Origin of the sequence: Arthrobacter sp. yr096 (assembly GCF_900108925.1) — a bacterium.
GTDB lineage: Bacteria > Actinomycetota > Actinomycetes > Actinomycetales > Micrococcaceae > Arthrobacter.
In genome coordinates this window covers 116,478-139,005 of record NZ_FNYI01000008.1, presented here as the reverse complement: position 1 = coordinate 139,005, position 22,528 = coordinate 116,478, and the positions used below count along the sequence as shown (strand labels likewise).

The window sequence follows — 22,528 nt, the reverse complement described above, 5'->3', positions numbered from 1 at the left end:
TGAATTCCCGGAAACACCCACTCCCGAAAAGGAACCCAATGTCGTATTCACTCCAGCTGTACACCCTCCGCAATGCCATCCAGGAGGACCTGCCTGGAACCATCAAGAAGGTGGCCGAGATCGGATTTACCCAGGTTGAGCCGTACAACTTCGTGGCCACGGCCAAGGAGCTCGGTGCAGCGCTGAAGGAGAACGGACTGACCGCTCCGTCCGGGCACGCACCCCTGCTGACCCAGGATCAGGATGAAATCTTCGCCGCCGCCAAGGAACTGGGCATCACCACGGTGATCGACCCGTTCTTCCCGGCTGAGCACTGGCAGGATGCTGAAACCATCCAGGGCACGGCGGCAAAGCTCAATGCCGCTGCCAAGAAGGGCGCCGAATACGGTATCCGCGTGGGTTACCACAACCACGCCTGGGAACTGGAGTCCACCATTGAGGGCAAGACCGCCCTGGAGTACTTCGAGGATCTGCTGGATCCGGAACTCGTCCTTGAGGTAGACACCTACTGGGCAGCTGTTGGCGGCCAGGATCCCGTGGAACTCCTGGCCCGGCTCGGCGACCGCGTGAAACTCATCCACATCAAGGACGGCCCGGGGAACACCGATACCAAGGCCCAGCAGCCCGCGGGCCAGGGCACCATCCCGGTGCTGGATGTCATCGCCGCCGCCAAGTCGCTGGAGGTTGGCGTGGTGGAATTCGATGACTACTCCGGAGACATCTTCCAGGGCATCACTGAAAGCCTGAACTACCTCAACGCCGCAGCAGAAGGAGCCAAGGCATGAGCTTCGCTCCCTCCACCCGTAAAGGCCCCGTAGGCGTTGCCGTCATCGGCGCGGGCAACATCAGCAAGCAGTACCTGGACAACCTCACGGTCTTCCCTGACCTGAAGGTGCTGGTGATCGCAGATCTCTTCGTCGAGGCCGCCGAAGCACGGGCCAAGGAATACGGAATCCCCGAGTTCGGTGAGCCCGAGCTGGCACTGAACCATCCCGACGTCGAAATCATCGTGAACCTGACCATCCCGGCAGCGCACGTCGAAGTAGCCACCGCTGCGGTGAACGCCGGCAAGCATGTGTGGACCGAGAAACCCTTCTCGCTGGACCGCGAGTCCGGTCTTGGCCTGCTCAAGGCTGCAGACGCGGCCGGCATCCGCCTTGGCACCGCCCCGGACACGTTCCTGGGCGCCGGACTTCAGACGGCCCGCCGCATCATCGAGCGCGGCGACATCGGCACCCCGCTGACCGGCATGACCACGTTCCAGACCCCCGGCCCGGAGTCCTGGCACCCGAACCCGGCGTTCTTGTTCCAGCACGGCGCCGGTCCCCTGTTCGACATGGGCCCGTACTACCTCACGGCCCTGATCCAGACCTTCGGCTCCATCCGCAAGGTGGCCGCCGTCGGCTCCTCCGCCAAGGCGACCCGTGTGATCGGTTCCGGTCCCAAGGCCGGCGAGGAATTCGCCGTCGAGGTCCCGACGCACGTGTCCGCGATGGCGCAGTTCGAGGGCGGCCAGTCCTCGCACAGCGTGTTCAGCTTCGAGTCGCCGCGCCTGCGGATGGGCTTCGTAGAGATCACGGGCTCGGAGGCTACGCTGTCATTGCCGGACCCGAACTACTTCGACGGCGAGCTGAAGTTGTGGCGTCCAGGCGCGGAAGAACCGGAGATCATCCCTGCCACCGGGCCGGCCAACGGCCGCGGCCTGGGCGTGCTGGACATGGCCCGCGCCCTGCGTGCCGGCACCCCGCACCGCGCCACGGGCGACCTCGCGTACCACGTGCTGGACAGCATGGTCTCGATCGCAGAATCCGTGGAATCGGGCTCGTTCGTGGATGTCATCAGCAACGCACCTGCTTCGGCTGCCGTCCCTGAGGACTGGGCACCGGAAACAGCCACTCTCTAAGAATCAGCGAGGAACTAGAACATGACCACCCCCGCCCACCCATCCGACCACACGCCTGCCCAGACGCGTCAACCACTGGGCGTGGCCGCCATCGGCTACGCCTTCATGGGTAAGGCCCACTCGAATGCGTGGCGGAACGTGGCCAGTTTCTTCGACGTCCCGGCCTTCGAACAGAAAGTGCTCGTCGGCCGGGACGCCACCCAGGTGGCAGAGGCCGCCGCCAAGTACGGTTGGGCCGAGTCCGCCACCGACTGGCGCTCGGTCATTGAACGGGACGACATCCACATCATCGATATTTGCGCCCCCGGCTGGATGCACGCCGAAATCGCCATCGCGGCACTCGCGGCAGGGAAACACGTCCTGGTGGAGAAGCCACTGGCCAACACCTTGGGCGAGGCCGAGTTGATGGTGGCCGCGGCCGCCTCCGCCCGAGCCAACGGCGTGCAGTCCATGATCGGCTTCAACTATCGCCGCGTCCCCGCCCTGGCATTGGCCCGGGAACTCATCGCCGAAGGACGCCTCGGCACCATCCGGCACGTCCGCGCCGCCTACCTCCAGGACTGGCTCTCCGACGCCGAGGCACCCATGACCTGGCGCCTCCGCAAGGAAACCGCCGGCTCCGGCGCCCTGGGCGACATCGCCTCCCACGCCATTGACCAGGTCCTTTTCCTCCTGGGCGATGCCGTCACGGAGGTCTCCGGCCGCCTGCACACCTTCGTGGACCGCCGCCCCGGCCCTGACGGCGGGCTGGAAGATGTCACCGTCGACGACGCCGCTTGGGCCACGCTGACTCTCGCCTCCGGAGCCATCGCCTCAGTAGAGGTTTCCCGCGTGGCGACGGGCCAGAAGAACTCCCTCAAGCTCGAAATCTACGGCGACAAGGGCACCATCCTTTTCGACCTTGAAGCCCTGAACGAACTCGGCTTCCTGGACGCCACGGTGCCCGTCCGCGAACAGGGCTTCCGGCGGATCCTGGTCAACGAGCCTGAACACCCCTACCTCGAGGCGTGGTGGCCGCAGGGTCACATCATCGGCTGGGAACACACGTTCACGCACCAGATCCGGGACTTCCTGTTGGCAGTTCGGGACGGGAGCCAGCCGTCGCCGTCGTTCGAGGAAGGCCTGAACGTCCAGCACATCCTCGCAGCGATTGAAGAGTCCGCCGCCGCCAAAAGCTCACTGATCCAGCTCAACGCAACCACTACTGAAGGAGCCTGACATGCCCCGCCCGTACACCCTTTTCACCGGCCAGTGGGCCGACCTCCCCTTCGAGGAAGTCGCGCGCCTTGCCTCGGGCTGGGGCTACGACGGACTGGAAATCGCCGTCTCCGGAGACCACCTGGACGCCTGGCGCTGGGACGAGCCTGGCTACGTCGAGTCCAAACTCGCCATCCTGGAAAAGTACAACCTCAAGGTCTGGGCCATCTCCAACCACCTCAAAGGCCAGGCCGTGTGCGATGACCCCATCGACTTCCGCCACGAAGCAATCGTCGGCTCCCGCGTCTGGGGCGACGGCGAACCCGAAGGCGTCCGCCAACGCGCCGCCGAAGAAATGAAACACACCGCCCGCCTCGCCAAAGCGCTCGGCGTGGACACCGTGGTCGGGTTCACCGGATCCTCCATCTGGCAATACGTCGCCATGTTCCCGCCCGTCCCCGAAAAAGTCATCGACGCCGGCTACCAGGACTTCGCCGACCGCTGGAACCCCATCCTGGATGTCTTCGACGAATGCGGGGTCCGCTTCGCTCACGAAGTCCACCCCTCCGAAATCGCCTACGACTACTGGACCACCGTCCGCACCCTCGAAGCGATCGGACACCGCGAAGCGTTCGGCCTGAACTGGGACCCGTCCCACTTCATGTGGCAAGGCATCGATCCCGTGTCCTTCATCTGGGACTTCAAGGACCGGATCTACCACGTGGACTGCAAGGACACCAAGCTCCGCCCCACCGGCCGGAACACCGTGATGGGCTCCCACCTGCCCTGGGGCGATCCCCGCCGCGGCTGGGACTTCGTCTCCGCCGGACGCGGCGATGTGCCTTGGGAATCCTCATTCCGGGCCCTCACCGCCATCGGCTACAACGGACCCATCTCCGTGGAATGGGAAGACGCCGGTATGGACCGCCTCCACGGCGCCCCCGAAGCCCTCGCGGCGCTGAAGAAGTTCGACTTCCCTGCCTCCCAGACCTCCTTCGACGCAGCCTTCAGCAGCAAGGACTAGCCTGTGGCCGACGCGATCCGAACCCTTCAACCGAGCCAGTTCTGCGAGGTGTGGATCGCGTCGGTAACTGGCCAGGCCGAGCTGCTCTACAGCACTGATGGCGTCCTCTTCGAAGCACCCAACTGGAGCCTCGACGGCAGCTCACTGATCCTCAACGGGGACGGAAAGCTGTGGACGCTCGATGTGACTGGTGGTCATCCAGTGGAAGTTCCGCTCACCTGTATCCCTGAGCTCAATAACGATCACGTCCTGGCACCTGATGGAAAGAGCCTCTTCCTCTCCGCGAACGACGGCCACATCTACCGCGCCGCGCTGTCCGGTGGCCCCGCCACCAGGATCACGGACGACGACGGCTCCTTCCATTTCCTTCACGGCGTCAGCCCGGACGGCAAGGAACTCGCCTACGTGGGCATCGAGGCGGGCGACTTTACGCAGCCGGGCGGCCTGATGACCATAGCGTCCGACGGCGGCGCTACCGCCCGCGTTGATGTCGGGTCCGGTCACTGCGACGGCCCGGAGTACTCCCCGGACGGGAAGTGGCTCTACCTGAACAGTGAGTCGTTCACCTCGGCACCCGGCCACGCCCAACTTGCCCGAATTCGGACCGACGGCAGCGGCTTCGAGCAACTGCTCGAGTCCGATACCGTCGACTGGTTCCCGCATCTCTCCCCCGATGGCCGCTTTGCCAGCTACATCCGGTTCCCCAGCGGAACGGAAGGCCACCCCGCGGACTTGCCTGTCGACGTCGTACTCGTTTCGACCGAGGACTGGACCACTCCCCTCCATACATGGCCACTTTTCGGCGGCCAAGGTACCCTCAACGTCAACAGCTGGTCGCCGGATTCCGTGCGCTTTGCGTTTGTGGCGTACCCAATTTCTGACTCAACAAAGGACTAAGCACGTGACGCTCAGCAATGGCACCTCCGACGGAACAATCCGCTGGGGAATCCTCGGCACCGGCTTCATTGCCGGGCTCCAAACGAAGGACCTGACGGAGAACGGCTTTACGGTGCAGGCCGTGGGGTCCCGTTCACTGGACTCCAGCAAGGGGTTCGCCGAGCAGTACGGCATTGCCACCGCGCACGGCAGTTATGAGGACCTAGTGGCAGACCCGCTGGTGGACGTGGTCTACATCGCCACGCCGCACCCCTTCCATCACGCCAACGCGCTGCTGGCGTTGAACGCGGGCAAGCACGTGCTGGTGGAGAAGTCGTTCACCATGAACGCCCGCGAAGCTCAGGACATCGTGGATCTGGCCGAGTCCAAGGGCCTGGTCGCGCTGGAAGCCATGTGGACCCGGTTCCTCCCGCACATGATCCGGATTCGCGACATCATCTCTGCCGGCACCATCGGCGAAGTCCGCAAAGTGGTGGCCAGTCACAACCAGAGCCTCCCCCAGGACCCTGCACACCGGCTGAACGATCCCGCACTGGGCGGCGGAGCGTTGCTGGACCTGGGCATCTACCCGATCTCCTTCGCGTTCGACATCCTGGGCACCCCGGCCGCAATCCGGGCCAGCGCCTCCATGTCCGCCACCGGAGTGGACCGGCAGACCGCTGCGATCTTTGAGTATGCGGACGGTGCCCAGGCGTTGGTGGACTGTGAGCTCGACGCCGCCAGCGCCAACCGGGCCATGGTGATCGGCACTGATGGCTGGATCGACATTGAACACACGTGGTACAACCCTGTGCCGTTCACGGTTCATGCCGTTGATGGCAGTGTTGTTGAACGGTATGACCAGCCCGTCGGCAGCCGTGGAATGCAATTCCAAGCTGCTGAGCTGGAACGCCTGATCCGCGCAGGAGAGACCGCCGGAACCATCTTGCCGCCGGATGAGACCGTTGCCATCATGGCCGCAATGGATGAGATCCGCCGCCAGATCGGGCTGAGCTACGAGGCTGACGCTGCAGTGGAAGGGAAATGAACAATGACTGAGTCTCCGCGGCACGCTGAACTCCGCCAGCAGGAAGAAGAGTTGGTCTTTTCATCGTTCGACAACCACGACGCCTGGCGGCTTGGTTCGCTGATCGCCAACCACGCCATCGCTTCGGAGTTCGGAGTGGCGATCGATATCCGCCGCCACAACATCGTGCTCTTCCGCTGCGTCCTGCCGGGGGCCACCGCAGACCAGGAAGAGTGGATCCGCCGCAAGTCGGCATCCGTGCTGAGGTTTGAGCACAGCACAGCGTTGCTCTCCGAAGATTTCGCCGCCCGCGGGCACAGCCCTGTGGGTGGTGGCTGGCTTGCGCATGAGGACTACACCTTGGCCGGAGGATCGTTCCCCATCCGCGTCCGCGGAGCAGGCGTCATCGGCGCGATCACCGTATCCGGGCTGACGTCCGATGAAGACCACCAGATGGTGGTGGACGGGATCCGGAACTACCTGAAGACGGTAGGGCTTTAGGGAGAGCTCAAGGCGAGCGGAATCTGTGGATCGTGGATGATCCTCCCATGTCCATCACGGCCGGGGCAGGAGCCAAGGACGCCACCCGCTTGGCATTCTCACCTTCGAAGGCTTTGGTCATGTAGGCAAGGGAATCAGGTTCAGCTCCCAGGCTGAGGGCCTCGTCCCGCCAGTGAGATACGGCGCTGGCGACCTGCCGCAGCCGAGCAATGGCCGCGTCCCGGGTCAGCCGAAAAGCATCGGAGAAGTCCACAAGATCCCGCACGTCCCTATCGAAGAGCCCGCCCTGTGGGGTGAGGGGTGTATCTGATGTACCTGCCGGCACCGGGTTCACGTCGAACGACGGTGACAGGCGCCAGCCTCTCTTGGTTCGCAGGAGCCCGTGGTTTCTCATGTGGTCATCGGTGTTGTTGACCATAGCGATGAGAGCGGCTCGGTTGAACATCTCGTTGGCATCCTGAACAGGTTCTGCAGAGATATGTGCCACTTCAGCGGCGATTTTCACGTAATCAGGGTGTGAGTACGTGTCGAGTTGGAGAGCCGTGCGCACACTCATGTACGGGATGCGTCGGTCACCGTCGCGATCAAACCGCCGGGTGAGGAAGATATGGGAAAATTCCGAAAGTGGCATAAGCCGTGACTCGGCGACCCTAATGCCTGACCGCTGCTGCAGCCTGATGGCTACCATTTCCCACAGTTGCACGTTGCCGACGTCCGATGTCTTCGGGAACTTTGCCAGCAGCATGGATCCGTCGTCGTCCCGAACCCAGGCTTTTGGCTGAGCACCACCGGGCGAGGAACCGGCACCCATCAGCAAGGAATTCTCCTCCCTGACCTCGCCTGTGTCAGCGAAAAGTCTGGCCTCTTCGCTGAGCACCTTCAAGTCGCGGATTCCTGCACCCCGGCCCCACGACGACAGGAATTTCCCGTCCTCCCGGAAGCGAAGCGCGCCCTGCCTGGTCTCATCGTTGACCAGCAACAGGTAGCCCGCTTCGCCCGTGGGCGGAATGCGGCCCGCTCCCTCAATGAGAGCCTGTTGGCGCAGTTCTTCGTACAACAGCTTTCTGCCCCAGTCATCCGGGGAGGCGTCCTGAAAGGACCCGAACAGCTCGCGGCCTTGGGTGGGACGCTGAGGGCCGCGCCGAAGGGGTAGCTCCGGGGAAACCTCGAAGGCCTCTGCAGCGGACATCCAGCTGTCGGCATAGGTGAACGCGACGCGCTCGCGAGGAGAAAGCCCGTCCGTTTCAATGTCCAGCACACCAGCCACGGACTCGTTGACCAGCACCTCCACGCGCCTGATGATTCGGGCAGCCATTAGTTCCTCCTGGGGGCGCGCTGCCTGCTCAGCAGGTGCGCCCGCGCCCTACCAAGATCTGTATTCAGGGGGTCCAAAGCACCAATAAGATCTTCAGCAACACCCAGCACAGACGCAACGGTCATCAAGTGTTCGATTTTTCCGCCCTCGCCGGTTTCCATGCGCATGAGCGTCGGCCGTGAAAGGTCAGCACGTTCGGCGACAAGTTCCTGCGACAAGCCGAGGATTATTCGTCGGCTTCGCAGATTCTCCCCTAGACGACGCATGGCATCTCTGCTGTTCATGTATCTATTTTGTGGCATTAAGTGGTTTAAAGCAATGAAATAGCTACCTTATGAAGGGGTGATAGCTTGCCCGCTCCCATCACAAAAGGTAACCTCCCGCCGTCATCTCCGGTATGGGCACCTATTCTGGGCACTAACTGCCGACCCAACCCGAAGGACGTCCATGCCACGCCCCGAACAGCCCCTCCGCAAGCTTGGCTTTCTCACCATCGGCCTGTTCGACGCTGCTGATCCGGCTGCCGGCCACCGGTCCACGCTGGAGATCATCGAGCTAGGTGAGCAGCTGGGGTTCGACAGTGCCTGGCTCCGGCACCGTCATTTGCAGTTCGGAATCTCCTCCCCGGTAGCCGTCATGGCCGCCGCCAGCCAGCGCACGTCAAGGATTGAGCTCGGAACCGCGGTAACCCCGCTGGGTTGGGAAAACCCATTGCGGCTGGCAGAAGACCTGGCCACCGTGGACCTGCTCACAGGCGGACGGATCAACCCGGGGCTGAGCGTGGGCGAACCGATGCACTACGACACTGTGAAGCATGAGCTGTACCCGGATTCCTTGGCAACCGAGGACTTCTCATACGCCCGCGTGGAACGCTTCGCCCGCCTGGTAGCTGGCGAAAAGGTCCGGGACTTCTCCGGCAAACAGGGTGTGGTGGAGGAATTCTCCAATCGGGTGGAGCCGCACTCCCCCGGACTGCGCAGCCGCCTCTGGTACGGGGCGGGCAGCATGAAATCGGCCGTCTGGGCCGGAGAAAACGGCTTCAACCTGCTCTCCAGCAGCGTGATCTTCCCGGACAAGGACCAGGAACCGGACTTCGCCAAGGTCCAGCAATCGCAGATCCGCGCGTACCGCGACGCAGCCGCCGCAGCCGGCAACACCGCCCGGGCATCGCAAGGCTTGGTAGTCATCCCCACAGATTCTGCTTCCAGCCACCAACGGGAGAAGTACCAGCGGTACGTCGATGAACGCACTCCCCGCACACAGTCCCCGCAGGGACCGAAGGGCATGATGTTTGCCCGGGATCTCATAGGCACCAGCGACGAAATCGCCGGGCAACTATATTCACACGCAGGATTCCAGGAAGTGGACGAGGTGGCGTTCGCGCTGCCCTTCAGCTTTGACCACGAGGACTACGTGCAGATCCTCACTGACATCGCAGGAAAATTGGGGCCAGCCTTGGGGTGGAAAGCGAGCATTTGAGCCAAAAGCGCCTTTATGTACATTTCAGCGCTCGACGCTAAAAATCGCACTATGACCGAGATGACAGTCACCGTGGCCAGGAGCCGACTTTCCGAAGCGGTTGACACGGCACGAGTAAGCCATGAACCGGTGTATTTGTTGCGCCGTGGCCGCCGAGTGGCAGCACTAATCGACGCGGAAGATCTCGCCAAGCTGATTGAGGCAGCTGAGGAGCTCAACGACCTCCGCGCAGCCACCGGAAGCACGCCGGCGCATTCAGGCCGCCATCGAAATCCTCGCCGAAACACCTCATCCTCCCGGGGCAAAGAAGCTCTCCGGAAGCAGCGGAGACTGGCGCGTCCGGACTGGTGACTATCGGATCATCTATGAGATCCGCGACGCACAGCTCATTGTTTTGGTGGTAGCCATGGGCCACAGGCAGGACATTTACCAGCACTAGGTGAGCGTCCGGCTCACCGCCCCTTCAGCACATATCGCCTTTCAGGACGCCCGACGCCGTACTTGAGTCTGACCTCCAGCGCCCCCTCGTCGTGGAGGTACTCAAGGTAACGACGGGCACTCACGCGGGAGGTCCCCAGCTGCTCAGCCACCTCGGCGGCGGAAAGGTCACCGGGCGCTGATTTCAGCGCCGACTCCACCAACTCAAGAGTCTCCACACTGCAGCCCTTTGGCAGGGTCCGCTCGGAAGCAGACAACCCAAAGACCTTGTTCACATCGGACTGCTCGGCCTCCACCTTGGATGCATCCAGCCCGTGGTACGCGCTGAGGTAGTGCTCCAATCTCTCCTGCAGATCTGCTTGGGAGAACGGCTTGATCAGGTAGTGCACGATCCCCCCGCGCAACGCTTTTCGGACTGTCTCCACTTCCCGGGCAGCGCTGATCACCAGTACGTCCAGGTCAGGGGCCACATCCCGGAGTTGGTGCATGAGATCCAAGCCGTTGGCGTCCGGAAGGTGGATGTCCAACAGCACCAGGTCAGGCTGTAGCCTCTCGGTTTCCATCAGGGCCTGAGCCCCTGTGTGTGCCGCGCCCACCACCTCAAAGCCGGGCGTCCTTTGGATGAATCCGGCGTGGACCTTGGCCACCATGAAGTCGTCGTCGACGATCAGTACCTTGATCACGGCTGCGCAGCCCCTTCGCTGGAATGTGAGACGTGTTTGCTGAACCGTGCGGTGAACACAGCCCCCTTGTCATTGGACACCACCAGGTCACCTCCGGACCGGCGGCAGATCACCCGCGACAACGCCAACCCAAATCCCCGGGCATCGCCCGGTCCCGGGTCTTTGGTGGAGAAGCCTTGGCGGAAGATGTCTTCCGCGGAGCCGGAAGGCACGCCTGGACCATTGTCCTGGACGGTGACAGTGACGCCGTCCGTCGAGTCAACCACCAGCACTCGGACCGAGGCCCCGGCGAGTCCAGTGACGGCGTCGAACGCGTTGTCCACCAGGTTGCCCACCACCGTGGTGATGTCCCGCGAGAGTTCGTCCCTGACGCGCGGAAGCGCGGACTGCGGGTCAAGTTTCAGCTCTACGCCCCGCTCGGCGGCAAGGCTGGCTTTGGCGATGAGAAGGGCTGCGAGCGCCGGGTCTTCGATGCGGCTGGTCACGTCATCGTTGAGCCTGGTCCGGTCCACCGTGGCGCCGTTAACGAACTGCACCACGGAGTCGTATTCGCCGATTTGGATGAGGCCGGAGATGACGTGGAGCTGGTTGGCGAACTCGTGGGCCTGGGCCCGCAGGGTGTCTGTGGCGGTCCGGGTGGCGCCGAGTTCGCTCTCCAAGGACGACAACTCGGTCCGGTCCCTCAAAGTGGTCACTGAACCGATGTCGCGGCCGTTCGAGCGGAGGGCCACCCGGTTCATGACCACCAACCGCTCCCCCACCAGGACCAGCTGGTCGGCGTCGGACTGTTCACGGGTCAGCACCACTTTCAAAGCGGGATCCACGGACAAAGACCGCAGCTTCTTTCCCACACAGTCCACGGGCAAACCGAGTAGTTGCCGGGCACTCTGGTTGGCAACAGTGATCCGTTCGTGGGGGTCCAACGCCACGACGCCTTCCTTCAAGCCCTGCAGCATGGCTTCCCGGTTTTCCACCAGGCCGGTGATTTCCCGGGGTTCCATGCCCAGGGTCTGCCTTTTGACGCGGCGGGACAGCAGCAGGGAACCGGCCACTCCAAGGATGCTGGCTACACCGAGATAGATGAGGAGGTTGGGGACGGCGTCGCCCAGCCGTTCCAGGGTTGAGGGATAGTTGCGGCTGATGGCGGCAATGCCGATCATTTTTCCGGCGTCGTTAATCACGGGGACGTGCGCGGAGAGCACGGCACCGTTGTTTCCCTTCAGGACTCCGGTCCACGCCCGCCCCTCCATGACCCTGCTCTCGCCCAACGGCAGGGGCCGGCCCACCAGGCCGGGGTCGGAGGCGGTCACTACGGTGCCGTCCAGCTTGGCAAGGGCCACCTGTGACGAACCCGAGACGGTCCGCACGGATTCAGCCACGGCAGGAAGGGAAGAACCAGCGCGAGGTTCAGCGGTGGGCAACAGGGCACGGACTGTGGGGTTGTTGCCCAAGGCTTCGGCGGCAGATAACGCGCGGCGTCCCTCGGTCCGTTCAAATGCGTCCGCCGACTGGGCCAGTGAAATGGCCACCACAGCCACCAGGACTGCCAGGACAATGAGCAACTGCAGCACGAGGTACTGTCCGGCAAGGGACATGCCTCTTCTTTGAGACAGCCGAGTCAGTCGAGTCACTGCGTGGGTTCCTTTGGGTGGTGCCGGAAACAATCGGGCAACAGGGGCCCGCTGCGTGGCGTATCGGAACTATACCCCAGACGTGCGAAGGACCTTTCGGGACCGTGAACGCAATGAACTTAAAGATCACTGCGAACACAAGAGTGATCGCCGTCACGTACACACCTAGCATCACATCAACGGGCATAGCCCTGCACCCGAATTTTCAATGATGAGAAGAGGAACACCATGCGCCAGTTCCGCGCATTGCGAGTCGCCGCCGTCGCAGCCGGCATCGCCCTGATGGCCACCGGCTGCGGTGCCACAGGAAAGTCCACCGGTTCTGAAAGCTCCGGCGCAGCCGCAGGGCCCATCACCGGTCTCCAGATCATGGTTCCCAACACCCCCGGCGGCGGCTACGACACCACCGCCCGGGCAGCCGCCAAGGTTCTGGACGACGAGAAGATTTCCACCAACACCGAGGTGTTCAACCTTGCCGGCGCCGGAGGCACCGTGGGCCTGGCCCGCATCGTCAACGAAAAGGGCAATGGTGACCTCACAATGCTCATGGGCCTGGGCGTTGTTGGGGCAAGCTACACCAACAAGTCCGAGTCGAAGCTGACGGAGACCACTCCGCTGGCGAAGCTGATCGAGGAACCGGGCGCCGTCATGGTCAGCAAGGATTCCCCATACAAAACCATTGATGATCTGGTGAAGGCATGGAAAGCCAACCCTGGCTCCATTGCAGTAGGCGGCGGTTCTTCGCCCGGCGGCCCGGACCACCTCCTGCCGATGCAGTTGGCCGGCGCTGTTGGCATCGACGCCACCAAGGTCAACTTTGTTTCTTACGACGGCGGCGGAGACCTTCTGCCCGCCATCCTCGGTAACAAGCTGGGCTTCGCCGCTTCCGGCGCCGGCGAGTACCTGCAGCAGATCAAGTCCGGTGAGATCAGGGTCCTGGCCACCAGTGGCGAGAACCGCTTGGACGGCGTGGATGCTCCCACGCTGAAGGAATCCAACATTGACCTGGTCTTCACCAACTGGCGCGGCGTGGTGGCCCCTCCGGGCATCAGCGAGGACGACAAGAAATCCCTGATCGCCGCGCTTGAGAAGATGCACGCCTCGGCCGGTTGGAAGGAAGCACTCAAGACCCACAGCTGGTCCGATGCTTTTGTTACCGGTGACGAGTTCCAGACCTTCCTGACGGACCAGGACAAGCGCGTGGCGGATGTCCTCACCAAGCTCGGGTTGGCGTGAGCTCCATAGCCACAGGCCTCAAAGGCCGCGCCGAGCTGGGGGTAGCCCTCCTGCTCGGCGCGGTGGGCGTCCTGGTCTTCCTGGATGCGAACGGCCTGGTGACCCCGTACTCCCAGTCGGATCCGGTGGGTCCGAAGACTGTTCCGTTCATTGTTTCCGGGCTGCTGATCATTTGCGCCATCCTCCTTGCCATCAACGTCCTCCGCGGAGGCAAAGGCGAAGCCGAGGGCGGAGAAGACGTTGACCTGGCACACCCCGCCGATTGGAAGACCGTCCTCCCCTTGGCCGGTGCCTTCATCCTGAACATCCTGCTCATTGACTGGGCCGGCTGGGTGATCTCCGGGACCGTCCTGTTCTGGGGCAGCGTCCTGGCACTCGGCAGCCGCCGCTACATCCGGGACGGCCTCATTTCAGTGGCTCTGGCCCTGCTGACCTTCTACGGCTTCTACCTCGGTTTGGGCATCGCCTTGCCTGCCGGGCTCCTGGAAGGAATCCTCTAATGGACGTCTGGTCCTCCCTCATGGACGGTTTCGCCACCGCCCTGACCCCCATGAACCTCCTGTTCGCCGTGATCGGCGTACTCCTGGGTACCGCCGTCGGCGTCCTTCCGGGCCTGGGCCCGGCCATGACCGTAGCGCTCCTGCTTCCGATGACCGCCGCTTTGGAGCCCACCAGCGCGTTCATCATGTTCGCCGGTATCTACTACGGCGGCATGTTCGGCGGTTCCACCACGTCCATCCTGCTAAATACTCCGGGTGAATCGTCGTCGGTGGTGACGGCGATCGAAGGCAACAAGATGGCCAAGGCGGGCAGGGCCGCGCAGGCACTTGCCACCGCGGCCATCGGCTCCTTCATCGCCGGCACCATCGGCACCGCGCTTCTGGCTGTGTTCGCACCCATCGTGGTCCAGTTCGCCGTGAGTCTTGGTGCTCCGAGCTACTTCGCCATCATGGTCCTTGCCCTGCTGGCCGTCACTGCGGTCCTTGGTTCGTCCAGGCTCCGCGGCTTCGCTTCACTTGCGCTTGGTTTGGCTATCGGCTTGGTGGGCATCGACTCGGTGACCGGCCAACGCCGCCTGACCTTCGGCCAACCGCTGCTGGTGGACGGCCTGGACATCGTGGTGGTGGCGGTCGCGATCTTCGCCGTGGGTGAAGCCCTCTGGGTTGCCGCCCACCTGCGCCGCACACCGCTGCACGTCATTCCCGTTGGCCGTCCGTGGATGGGCAAGAAGGACTGGCAGCGTTCCTGGAAGCCGTGGCTTCGCGGCACTGCCTTCGGCTTCCCGTTTGGCGCACTTCCAGCTGGTGGCGCGGAAATTCCTACGTTCCTCTCTTACGTCACCGAGAAGCGGCTCAGCAAACACCCGGAGGAATTCGGCAAGGGCGCTATTGAAGGTGTCGCCGGACCGGAAGCGGCCAACAACGCCGCCGCTGCCGGAACACTGACCCCCATGCTTGCCCTGGGCCTGCCCACCAACGCAACGGCCGCCGTGATGCTCGCTGCCTTTACGTCCTACGGCATCCAGCCGGGTCCGCAGCTGTTTTCCAGCCAAGGGCCGTTGGTCTGGGCGCTCATCGCGAGCCTGTTCATCGGGAACTTCCTGCTCCTGCTCATCAACCTGCCCCTGGCGCCTGTCTGGGCCAAACTGTTGCAGCTCCCCCGCCCTTACCTCTACGCCGGCATCCTGTTCTTCGCCACTTTGGGTGCCTACTCGGTCAACCTGCAGGCGTTCGACCTGGTGATCCTGCTGGTTCTCGGCGCCCTCGGGTTCATGATGCGGCGGTTCGGACTTCCGGTCCTGCCTCTGATCCTCGGCGTGATCCTGGGGCCGCGCATTGAAGGCCAGCTCCGCAAGACGCTGCAGTTGAGCGCGGGCGATCCCGCCGGTCTCTTCAGCGAGCCCATCGCGATAGTGGTCTACATCATCGTGGCGATCATCCTGGCGTGGCCGTTCATCTTCAAGCTCATCCGCCGCAACGGTCCTGCGAAGAAACCCCTGCTCCCCGCCAACTCGGGCGCTGCAGACTACAGCGACTGAACCATCCACTTCCAGCACAAACAGGAGAAACCATGACCATCGTGGTGGGATACGTCCCCACACCTGAAGGCGAAGCGGCACTGACGCAGGCCATCGCCGAGGCCAAGAAAAGCAACGACACACTGCTGGTCATCAACTCGTCCAAGGGCGACGCCCTGGTGGATAACCGGTACGCCCAGGAACCGGATATCCAAAGCATCGAGGAGCGCCTCGCCGAGCACGGCATCCAGCACATCATCAAGCAACCGGTCCGCGGGCACGATGCAGCAGCTGAGGTCCTGGACGCCGCCGACGAGAATGAAGCCAACTTGATTGTCATCGGCCTTCGCCGCCGCAGCCCGGTAGGCAAGCTCATCATGGGCAGTGTCTCCCAGCGGATCCTGCTCGAAGCTGACTGCCCGGTGCTCGCGGTCAAAGCGGACTAACTTCCAGAAAGCGCGACGGCGGCTGGTCACCCGGGTGACCAGCCGCCGTCGTACGTTTTGTCCGGGTCAGGTGGCGGGCAGCTGGTTGTCACGGAGCCAACTTTCGACGGCGGCCCCTCCTTGGTTGACTTCCTCACCACGTACGGCGAGCCCCTGCCCCACCGTGGCTCCCCGGCACGATTCGGCATAGTCCCGCTCCGTGGAGCCCAGGCCACTCACGGCGTACGTCACCATAGGGTGGACCGTCTTGCCTGTGAAATCCAGCCCCTCCGTGAACGTGGCCATGATCATCGGGGCACGGCTGCCCCAGATGCCGCTTGCCAGAAGTACGGTGTCGTATTGATCAATGGAGGGAAGGGCATTGGCGATGGCGGGGCGTGCGTCGGAGTCCTGTTCCTGCGAATTCCGCGCGACGGTTTCCCCGTAGTCAAACGGATAAGGGTCAGTGGCTTCGATCCGGTAGACGTCACAGGAGATGCGGGACCTGATCATCCCGGCCAGGACTTCGGTGTTGCCGACGTCGAGGTTGATTCGGTCGCCGTAGTAATAGTTCTCGCCGGCCCGCGAGAAGAAGGCGAGCAGGACCCGTTTGCCTGTGGTTCCCTGCGGCGACGTTCCCTGCTGCGACGGCTGACATCCGGCGGCTCCGGTGGCAAGCACGCCGCTTGCCGCTCCCGCAAAGGCGGTGCGCAGGAGAGTGCGACGGTCCAGGGCTGGAATTGGGCTAATGACTCGGTGCACTCTTGTCCTTTCGCAGATGGGTCCTGGTTCAAGGGAACCAGCCACGTCATCGCCGCGGGAGTGCCTGCTGTGAGGTGTACTGCCAGTTCCTGCTTCGCCGTGAACCAGTTTTCGTCCAGCTAATGCCCTTAAGATTCGTTCTTAGGGGCATTACCTGTACAAAAACTCGCAAGGGGACCACGTGACTGAGACCATCCGCACCGCAACAACGCACGACGCCGGGAAGCTGGCTGAGCTTGCCGCCGTCACCTTCCCGCTGGCCTGCCCGCCGGGCGCCTCTCCTGCTGATATCCAGGCCCACATCGGGAAAACGCTGAGCGAGGCCAACTTTGTGGACTACCTCGCCGACGCGAACATCACCATCCTGGTGCTCGACGACGACGGGCAGCTGAACGGGTACACGCTCCTGGTTGCCAAGCCGGCAAGCGATCCCGACGTCGCCTCCGTCCTCTCGGCACTCCCCTCAACGGAGCTCAGCAAATGCTACGTCCACCCCGAGCACCACGGACAAGGGGCAGCATCGCGGCTCATGCAGGCTTCACTGGCCCATGCAGCGGACAAGGGCGCGGCCGGGGTATGGCTCGGCGTGAACAGCGAGAATGCGAAGGCCATCCGGTTCTATGAGAAGAGCGGGTTCCAGCGCGTAGGCACCAAGTCCTTCAAGCTCGGAAACACGGTTGAACACGACTTCGTGATGGAGTGCGAGCTCTAGGCCGAATCCTGGAAATCGGGCCTTAGTAAACGGCCCGGCCGCCGGAGAGATCGAACACAAAGCCCGTGGTGTAGGAGGCCTCGCGTGAAGCGATGAACTCCACCAAGGCTGCAGCCTCTTCTGCTGTCCCCAGGCGACCCATGGGTATTTTCTGCAGATCCCCGGATGTCGGCGCCTTTCCGTTGAGCAACGGCGTATCGATCTTGCCAGGTGCGATGGCGTTGATCGTTATGCCCGCGGCGGCGTACTCCTTGGCCAGGGCTTTCACCAAGCCAGTGATGCCGGCCTTGCTCGCTGAATAACCCGTCATTCCCGGAACGCCTTCCTTGCCTGCTGTGGAGGAGAAGTGGATGAGCCGCCCGAAGCCACTCTCCGCCATGACTGGAAGCACGGCTTTAGAGAGCGCGAAAGCCCCAGTGAGGTTGACGCGCAAAAGCAGATCGAACTCTTCAACGGACTCTTCGGAGGATGGCTGAATCTTTCCAAGGATGCCTGCCGTGTTAACAACCACATCCAGGCCACCCAAGAGGGACACCGCTTCCGCAACCGCGGCCTGCACTGACTGCTCGTCCGTGATATCGATGCCCAGTTGAGTGGTGGAACTACGCGAATCAGGCCACCGCAACGATGGAAGGTCTGCTCCGATGACGCGGTGGCCGTTGCTGCCAAGCCTCTGCAGACTTGCCTCCCCTATGCCGGAAGCCGCTCCCACTACGAGGCATCGAAGTCCGGTACCCATCAAGGATTGAGTGATGGTCACCCTTCACACCCCCTGGCCACGGAAGTAGGCATGTGCCCGTGCCGCGGACAATTCGGGATCAGGAAACAGCCCCAGGCTGTTGGCGGACTCAAACACGTCAGCCAAGTGAACCAGCGAACGGCCTGTTTCCAGTCCTCCGAGCATCCGGAAGTGGCTCTGCCATCCGTTGAGGTAGCTGAGCCACACAACCCCCACCTTGTAATACTGTGTGGGCGCTTCGAAGATCAGACGGCTCAGCGGCACCGTCGGTTCCAGGATCCGGCGGAAGCCGTCCGCGTCTCCCCGATCGAGGCGCGACAACGCCGCTGATGCAAACCGCGGTACGGCGGCAAAGGCGCCCAGCAGGGCGTCGCTATGGCCATGTTCATCCCCGGCGATGAGCTCGGCATAGTTGAAATCATCGCCGGTGAAGAGTCGCACCCCCGCCGGCAGCCGTCGTCGGAAATCAATCTCGTGTTCCTTATCGAGTAGTGAGATCTTGATGCCGGCAACCTTTTCCCGGTTGGATCCGATGAGGTCCAGCACTGTTTGAGACGCCGCCGACGTGGACTGATGGCCCCAGTACCCGCTAAGGGATGGATCGAACATGGAACCCAGCCAGTGCAGGATGACCGGTTCTTGCGAGGCGCCGAGCACTTGGCTGTATACCGCCAGGTAGTCGTCGGGCCCCTTTGCGGAAAGGGCCAACTGCCTGCTGGCCATCATGACGGCGCGGCCGCCGGCCTCTTCCACCCCCGCCAACTGCTCAGCATAGGCATCGGCGATTTCGGCCAACGGGTACGGTCCCGGTCCCAGTTGGTCTGTGCCGATTCCGACGACGACAGCCCCGCCGACGCTGCGGGCTTCGGCCAGCGTTCGTCGCGCCAGGATCAGAGCCTGCTTCGCGTCAAGGCCCATCCCCCGTTGCGCGGTGTCCATGCTTTCGGCAACGCCGAGGCCGAGACCCCAGAGTTCGTGCCTGACGCTGAGCGTTGCGTCCCAGTCGATCGAGGAAGATCCGGCGCTGGCCTGGAATGGATCCGCCACCACGTGTCCGGCGGCATACACCGCCCGCGATATTGAAGGAGTGGTGCTGATTTCAAGGGCTGCCGGAGCGGCGGGTTCGATGGTGCGGTACTTCCCGCCAAGGGCAGGCAGAGCGATAGCATTCAGTGTTTTCATACGGGTTGGCGCTCCAGAGCATTAAGGGGCTGGGTGAGATGGCGAGCGAAGCTGTCCACGGTTCGGTCCACGATGGTTTGCAGCGGCAACTCCCAGATGTCCTCGTTGAAGATTTCCACCTCAACAGGTCCGATGAAGCCGGCCCGCCGGACGGAGGCTGTCAAGGAACCAAGGTCGAGGCTTCCATCGCCCGGGAACAGCCGGCCGTTCATGTTGTCCGGAATGGGCAAAGGCAGGGCGAAATCGCTGACTTGGTAGCCGGCGATCCGGGGACCGGCGGCGAGGACGTCGTCGTCGAAGGTCGGATCCCAGGCTGTGGCATAGGCATCAACAAGAATTCCGACGGTTTCGGCCGGAAAATCCTTAATCACCCGATGCGCCTGCGCGATTCGCGTAACAACGCTGCGGCTCTGCACGAACAAGGGATGCAATGGCTCCAGTGCCAAGCGCACGCCAGTCTCCCGGGCATGTGGCTCGAGTTCCTCAATCCTGGCCCGCAGCCTGTCTTCGGCATTGCGGATGCTTCGGTCATGCTCCGGGAACCCTCCGGCGATCAACGTCAACATGGGGCTCCCCACCTCATGTGACAGGTCAAGGGCCCGTCTCACACTATCCATCGCTTCCTTCAGTTCAGCCCCTTCCTTGCCGGCGAGGAACCCTGCCCGGCACACGGAACTGACGGACAGCCCTGTGTCGGCAAGCAGCCTGCGGGTGCGGGCAATACCGATTTCCTGCACTGGCTCGATCCACAGTCCGATATGCCGGATGCCAGCCTGCATGGCCGCTTCCGCCGTGGCGATCAGCGGATAGGGGCGGGTGGTTGCCTGGTTGAGGCTCAGTTCCACAGTGTTTTCCTCCACAGGTGTCATCGTGAGGCCACCGCCGCGGCCAGGTGCGGCAAACTGAACGGTTCCATGGACGCGTCACCTATCCGCACCGGGAGTCCTGTGCGGGCAGATTCATAGACAGCCGTGACGATCTGAAGGGACTTCATAGCCTCGCGACCGCTGACACTGGGTTCGCCGCCGTTCCGCACGGCGTCTACGAAGTCAGCCACTTGGCGTTTATGCAGAGGCAAGAGCTTGGCGTTTACCTCAGCCACAGGAATATCTCCTGTCAGCCCGTCACAGAAGACATCAGCTGCATGTTCCTCGCCCGGGACGGCCCACAGGTCGTTAATAGCATCGGAGCCTTCCGGAAACTCTGTGACGTTGACCGTGGCGCCGGTGGTGCCGGTGACAACGATCCGGCTACCCAGGTTTGGCGAGGCCGCCACCGTGGCGCTGAGGGTGGCGACAGCACCCGAGGCAAAGGTGATGAGGGCTGCCGCAGTGTCTTCCACTTCGATGGAATCTCCAAGGACAAACGTGCCGGCCTTGGCGCTGACCTCCACAGGGTCGCCCATGAACCATTGCAAAAGGTCGATGTAGTGAATGGCCTGGGTCATCAGCACTCCCCCACCATCGGCGTTCCATGTTCCACGCCAAGCAGCAGTGCCGTAGTAGTCGGTGCCTCGATGCAGAAGCACTTGGCAATGACCCAGCATGGGCTGGCCCAGCCGACCGTCGTCGATGGCGGCACGGAGGGCCTGGGCCCCGGGCCAGAACCGGCGCTGGAAGACCACACCGAAGGTAACGCTGTGGCGCTCGGCTGCCAGCACCATACGTTCTGCCGAGGCGACATCTGTGGCCACCGGCTTCTCACACAGAATATGCGCTCCAGCGGCAGCGGCCTCGGTTACCACGGCCTCATGAGTGGGATGTGGAGTGCAGACGCTGAGCGCATCGATTCCCAATTCGATGAGTTCCCGAACGGACTGGACGGCGTGGACAATGCCACGGCTGGCAGCGAAGTCCCGGGCACGGCCAAGGTCGACGTCGCACACACCCACCACCTGGACGTCGGAAAGCTCGGAGTAGGACTGGAAGTGGTTGTCGGCGATATTGCCGCAACCTGCTATTCCCACACGGAAAGGTTGGTTCATGACTGTTCTCCTGAACGGACGGGGGTGGACTGCGCTGGGTTGGAGATGGGAGATCCCAGTTGGTCCAACGGGATCCTGGACGTTTCTTTTGCCGTGAGGGCACCGGCTACGGCGAGAAGTGAGATGACGGCTGAGATGATCGCCACCGGCAACCAATCCGTGGGGTTTCCTGCCGTCAGTGCGGTATAGATCGTGGGGGCGAAGCCGGCAGCGATCAAGCCGATCTGCAGGCCCAGCGCCATTCCCGTCTGGCGGACCTTGAGGTTGAACATCTCCGCAAAGAACGACGGATACGTGGCGTTGATGGCCGCATAAGCGAAGGAGACCGAGAGGAACCCCGTCAGGAAGAGCAGGGGGACGTTGCCCGACTGAATGGCGGCAAAGTAGGCAAAGATCATTACAGCGCAACCCAGATTTCCGGCGATGAATACCGGCTTGCGGCCTACGCGATCAGAAAGGGAAGCGAGCAAGGGCTGCGTCACCAGGGCACAAATGTGGCTGACGATCAGGACCCACAACATGGTGCTCCGCGGGATGTCATAAACGCTGGTGGCGAAGGAGAGGGCGAAGACCTTGATCACGGTGTCGATGGCGAAGGCGAGTGAGCAGAACGTCACGCGGATAATGGCACCCCAGTGGGACCGGAACACCTCCACAACCGGCACTTTGACCAGCGCATGCTCAGCCTGGGCTTCTACGAACGCCTCTGGTTCGGTGAGTTTTGCCCGGATCACGAATCCGGCAATGGTGACGAAAGCACTCAGGAAGAACGGGACTCTCCAACCCCAGCTGAGGAGTTGGGCCTCAGGCAGCGCCGAAATGGGTACGAAGACAAGTGTTGCCAGAACGAAACCGGCCACGATGCCGTTGGGGGCCCAACTCGTGAAGAAGCCGCGGCGGCCTTCAGGCGAAACTTCAATGGTCAATACTGTGGCGGCGGCGGTCTCACCGCCCACGGAAATTCCCTGGAGTATCCGCAGCGTGATCAGCAGGGTGGGCGCCCACACGCCAATCTGCGCGTAGCCGGGCAGGCAGCCGACCAGGAACGTGGACGTTCCCATGAGGATCAGGATAAAGACCAACACTTTCTTCCGGCCGATCCGGTCGCCAAAGTGTCCCAGGAGGACTGCGCCCAACGGGCGGGCAACGTAAGAGACCGCGAAGGTGGCCAGCGCAGCCAATGTCGCCACGCCCCCTGCCTCCGGGAAGAAAATCTTCCCGAAAACCAGGGCTGCAGCCAGAGCGTAAATGTAATTGTCGTAGTACTCCAGCGTTCCGCCCGCCATACTGGCGACAGCTGCCCGCTTTGGGCTGTTCTTGGCATGCGGTGGGAGCACCGCAGTGTCTTGCAGGGAGGTTTTCACTGATTTCTCCTTCATTGCAGATTCAGTCGTCTG

24 protein-coding genes and 1 pseudogene are annotated in these 22,528 nt (G+C 62.8%); 15 read left to right on the top strand and 10 right to left on the bottom strand.

Going from position 1 to position 22,528, the window contains the following annotated elements; all coding sequences use genetic code 11:
• Positions 1-38: 38 nt before the first annotated feature.
• From BMY91_RS18965 to BMY91_RS18935, 7 genes are read left to right on the top strand one after another with little or no spacing between them, the layout of a single operon-like run.
• Positions 39-785 carry a sugar phosphate isomerase/epimerase family protein gene (locus BMY91_RS18965; RefSeq protein ID WP_090824751.1) on the top strand — a complete coding sequence of 249 codons (747 nt, stop codon included), beginning with the start codon at positions 39-41 and terminating at the stop codon, positions 783-785.
• A complete protein-coding gene (locus tag BMY91_RS18960) occupies positions 782-1,903 on the top strand; it encodes a Gfo/Idh/MocA family protein (protein ID WP_090824749.1) in 1,122 nt (373 codons plus the stop codon). The genes BMY91_RS18965 and BMY91_RS18960 overlap by 4 nt, the downstream gene beginning before the upstream one ends.
• 21 nt (positions 1,904-1,924) lie before the next feature.
• The gene (locus BMY91_RS18955) at positions 1,925-3,121 is read left to right on the top strand and encodes a Gfo/Idh/MocA family protein (RefSeq protein WP_090824746.1); all 1,197 of its coding nucleotides are present in this window, start codon (positions 1,925-1,927) and stop codon (positions 3,119-3,121) included.
• A 1-nt stretch (position 3,122) separates the two neighbouring features.
• Positions 3,123-4,124 carry a sugar phosphate isomerase/epimerase family protein gene (locus tag BMY91_RS18950; protein WP_090824745.1) on the top strand — a complete coding sequence of 334 codons (1,002 nt, stop codon included), beginning with the start codon at positions 3,123-3,125 and terminating at the stop codon, positions 4,122-4,124.
• Positions 4,125-4,127: 3 nt separating this feature from the next.
• On the top strand, positions 4,128-5,021 hold the full coding sequence (locus BMY91_RS23220) for a TolB family protein (RefSeq protein ID WP_256212831.1): 894 nt from the start codon (positions 4,128-4,130) through the stop codon (positions 5,019-5,021).
• Between the two features lie 4 nt (positions 5,022-5,025).
• Positions 5,026-6,048: a Gfo/Idh/MocA family protein gene (locus tag BMY91_RS18940; protein ID WP_090824743.1), complete on the top strand. Its 1,023-nt coding sequence runs from the start codon at positions 5,026-5,028 to the stop codon at positions 6,046-6,048.
• 3 nt (positions 6,049-6,051) lie between these two features.
• Positions 6,052-6,528: a heme-degrading domain-containing protein gene (locus BMY91_RS18935; protein WP_090824741.1), complete on the top strand. Its 477-nt coding sequence runs from the start codon at positions 6,052-6,054 to the stop codon at positions 6,526-6,528.
• A 7-nt stretch (positions 6,529-6,535) separates the two neighbouring features.
• Here BMY91_RS18935 and BMY91_RS18930 read toward each other — a convergent pair whose 3' ends face one another.
• On the bottom strand, positions 6,536-7,843 hold the full coding sequence (locus BMY91_RS18930; RefSeq protein WP_090824740.1) for a type II toxin-antitoxin system HipA family toxin: 1,308 nt from the start codon (positions 7,841-7,843) through the stop codon (positions 6,536-6,538).
• Entirely contained in the window at positions 7,843-8,127 is a 285-nt protein-coding gene (locus BMY91_RS18925) for a helix-turn-helix domain-containing protein (RefSeq protein WP_177179958.1), read from the bottom strand. Before BMY91_RS18925 ends, BMY91_RS18930 begins: the two co-directional genes overlap by 1 nt.
• Before the next feature lie 163 nt (positions 8,128-8,290).
• On the opposite strand from BMY91_RS18925, the gene BMY91_RS18920 reads away from it, so the two are divergent.
• From BMY91_RS18920 to BMY91_RS18910, 3 genes and pseudogenes are all read left to right on the top strand, one after another.
• Complete coding sequence (locus tag BMY91_RS18920; protein ID WP_090824735.1) at positions 8,291-9,322, top strand: LLM class flavin-dependent oxidoreductase; 1,032 nt, start codon at positions 8,291-8,293, stop codon at positions 9,320-9,322.
• Positions 9,323-9,337: 15 nt separating this feature from the next.
• A pseudogene (locus BMY91_RS23530) lies at positions 9,338-9,493 on the top strand (hypothetical protein); the annotation flags it as partial.
• 25 nt (positions 9,494-9,518) lie between these two features.
• Positions 9,519-9,761, top strand: coding sequence for a type II toxin-antitoxin system RelE family toxin (locus BMY91_RS18910; RefSeq protein ID WP_090824734.1), 243 nt, complete (start codon positions 9,519-9,521; stop codon positions 9,759-9,761).
• Between the two features lie 13 nt (positions 9,762-9,774).
• On the opposite strand, the gene BMY91_RS18905 is transcribed toward BMY91_RS18910, so the two are convergent.
• Entirely contained in the window at positions 9,775-10,443 is a 669-nt protein-coding gene (locus tag BMY91_RS18905) for a response regulator (RefSeq protein WP_090824732.1), read from the bottom strand.
• Positions 10,440-12,038 (bottom strand): sensor histidine kinase, encoded by a 1,599-nt coding sequence (locus tag BMY91_RS18900; protein WP_090824730.1) that lies wholly within the window; start codon positions 12,036-12,038, stop codon positions 10,440-10,442. Before BMY91_RS18900 ends, BMY91_RS18905 begins: the two co-directional genes overlap by 4 nt.
• A 264-nt stretch (positions 12,039-12,302) precedes the next feature.
• Between BMY91_RS18900 and BMY91_RS18895 the strand changes: the two genes are divergently transcribed.
• Genes BMY91_RS18895 through BMY91_RS18880 form a run of 4 tightly spaced genes read left to right on the top strand, consistent with a single transcriptional unit; the run spans position 12,303 to position 15,773 of the window.
• Positions 12,303-13,310: a Bug family tripartite tricarboxylate transporter substrate binding protein gene (locus tag BMY91_RS18895; protein WP_090824728.1), complete on the top strand. Its 1,008-nt coding sequence runs from the start codon at positions 12,303-12,305 to the stop codon at positions 13,308-13,310.
• Positions 13,307-13,810 carry a tripartite tricarboxylate transporter TctB family protein gene (locus BMY91_RS18890; protein ID WP_090824726.1) on the top strand — a complete coding sequence of 168 codons (504 nt, stop codon included), beginning with the start codon at positions 13,307-13,309 and terminating at the stop codon, positions 13,808-13,810. Before BMY91_RS18895 ends, BMY91_RS18890 begins: the two co-directional genes overlap by 4 nt.
• Entirely contained in the window at positions 13,810-15,348 is a 1,539-nt protein-coding gene (locus BMY91_RS18885; RefSeq protein WP_090824725.1) for a tripartite tricarboxylate transporter permease, read from the top strand. Before BMY91_RS18890 ends, BMY91_RS18885 begins: the two co-directional genes overlap by 1 nt.
• A gap of 32 nt (positions 15,349-15,380) precedes the next feature.
• The gene (locus BMY91_RS18880; RefSeq protein WP_090824723.1) at positions 15,381-15,773 is read left to right on the top strand and encodes a universal stress protein; all 393 of its coding nucleotides are present in this window, start codon (positions 15,381-15,383) and stop codon (positions 15,771-15,773) included.
• 66 nt (positions 15,774-15,839) lie between these two features.
• On the opposite strand, the gene BMY91_RS18875 is transcribed toward BMY91_RS18880, so the two are convergent.
• On the bottom strand, positions 15,840-16,514 hold the full coding sequence (locus BMY91_RS18875; protein ID WP_218143862.1) for a flavodoxin: 675 nt from the start codon (positions 16,512-16,514) through the stop codon (positions 15,840-15,842).
• A 181-nt stretch (positions 16,515-16,695) separates the two neighbouring features.
• Between BMY91_RS18875 and BMY91_RS18870 the strand changes: the two genes are divergently transcribed.
• Complete coding sequence (locus BMY91_RS18870) at positions 16,696-17,226, top strand: GNAT family N-acetyltransferase (protein WP_090824721.1); 531 nt, start codon at positions 16,696-16,698, stop codon at positions 17,224-17,226.
• 22 nt (positions 17,227-17,248) lie between these two features.
• On the opposite strand, the gene BMY91_RS18865 is transcribed toward BMY91_RS18870, so the two are convergent.
• The 5 genes from BMY91_RS18865 to BMY91_RS18845 are packed head-to-tail and all read right to left on the bottom strand — an operon-like array spanning position 17,249 to position 22,495.
• Positions 17,249-17,986 (bottom strand): SDR family NAD(P)-dependent oxidoreductase, encoded by a 738-nt coding sequence (locus BMY91_RS18865; protein WP_256212830.1) that lies wholly within the window; start codon positions 17,984-17,986, stop codon positions 17,249-17,251.
• A 3-nt stretch (positions 17,987-17,989) separates the two neighbouring features.
• Positions 17,990-19,147 (bottom strand): dihydrodipicolinate synthase family protein, encoded by a 1,158-nt coding sequence (locus BMY91_RS18860; RefSeq protein ID WP_090824719.1) that lies wholly within the window; start codon positions 19,145-19,147, stop codon positions 17,990-17,992.
• Positions 19,144-20,007, bottom strand: a complete 864-nt coding sequence (locus tag BMY91_RS18855) for a sugar phosphate isomerase/epimerase family protein (RefSeq protein ID WP_177179957.1) — start codon at positions 20,005-20,007, stop codon at positions 19,144-19,146. Before BMY91_RS18855 ends, BMY91_RS18860 begins: the two co-directional genes overlap by 4 nt.
• 5 nt (positions 20,008-20,012) lie before the next feature.
• A complete protein-coding gene (locus BMY91_RS18850) occupies positions 20,013-21,131 on the bottom strand; it encodes a Gfo/Idh/MocA family protein (RefSeq protein ID WP_090824715.1) in 1,119 nt (372 codons plus the stop codon).
• Positions 21,128-22,495, bottom strand: coding sequence for an MFS transporter (locus tag BMY91_RS18845; RefSeq protein WP_256212829.1), 1,368 nt, complete (start codon positions 22,493-22,495; stop codon positions 21,128-21,130). Before BMY91_RS18845 ends, BMY91_RS18850 begins: the two co-directional genes overlap by 4 nt.
• Positions 22,496-22,528 lie beyond the last annotated feature (33 nt).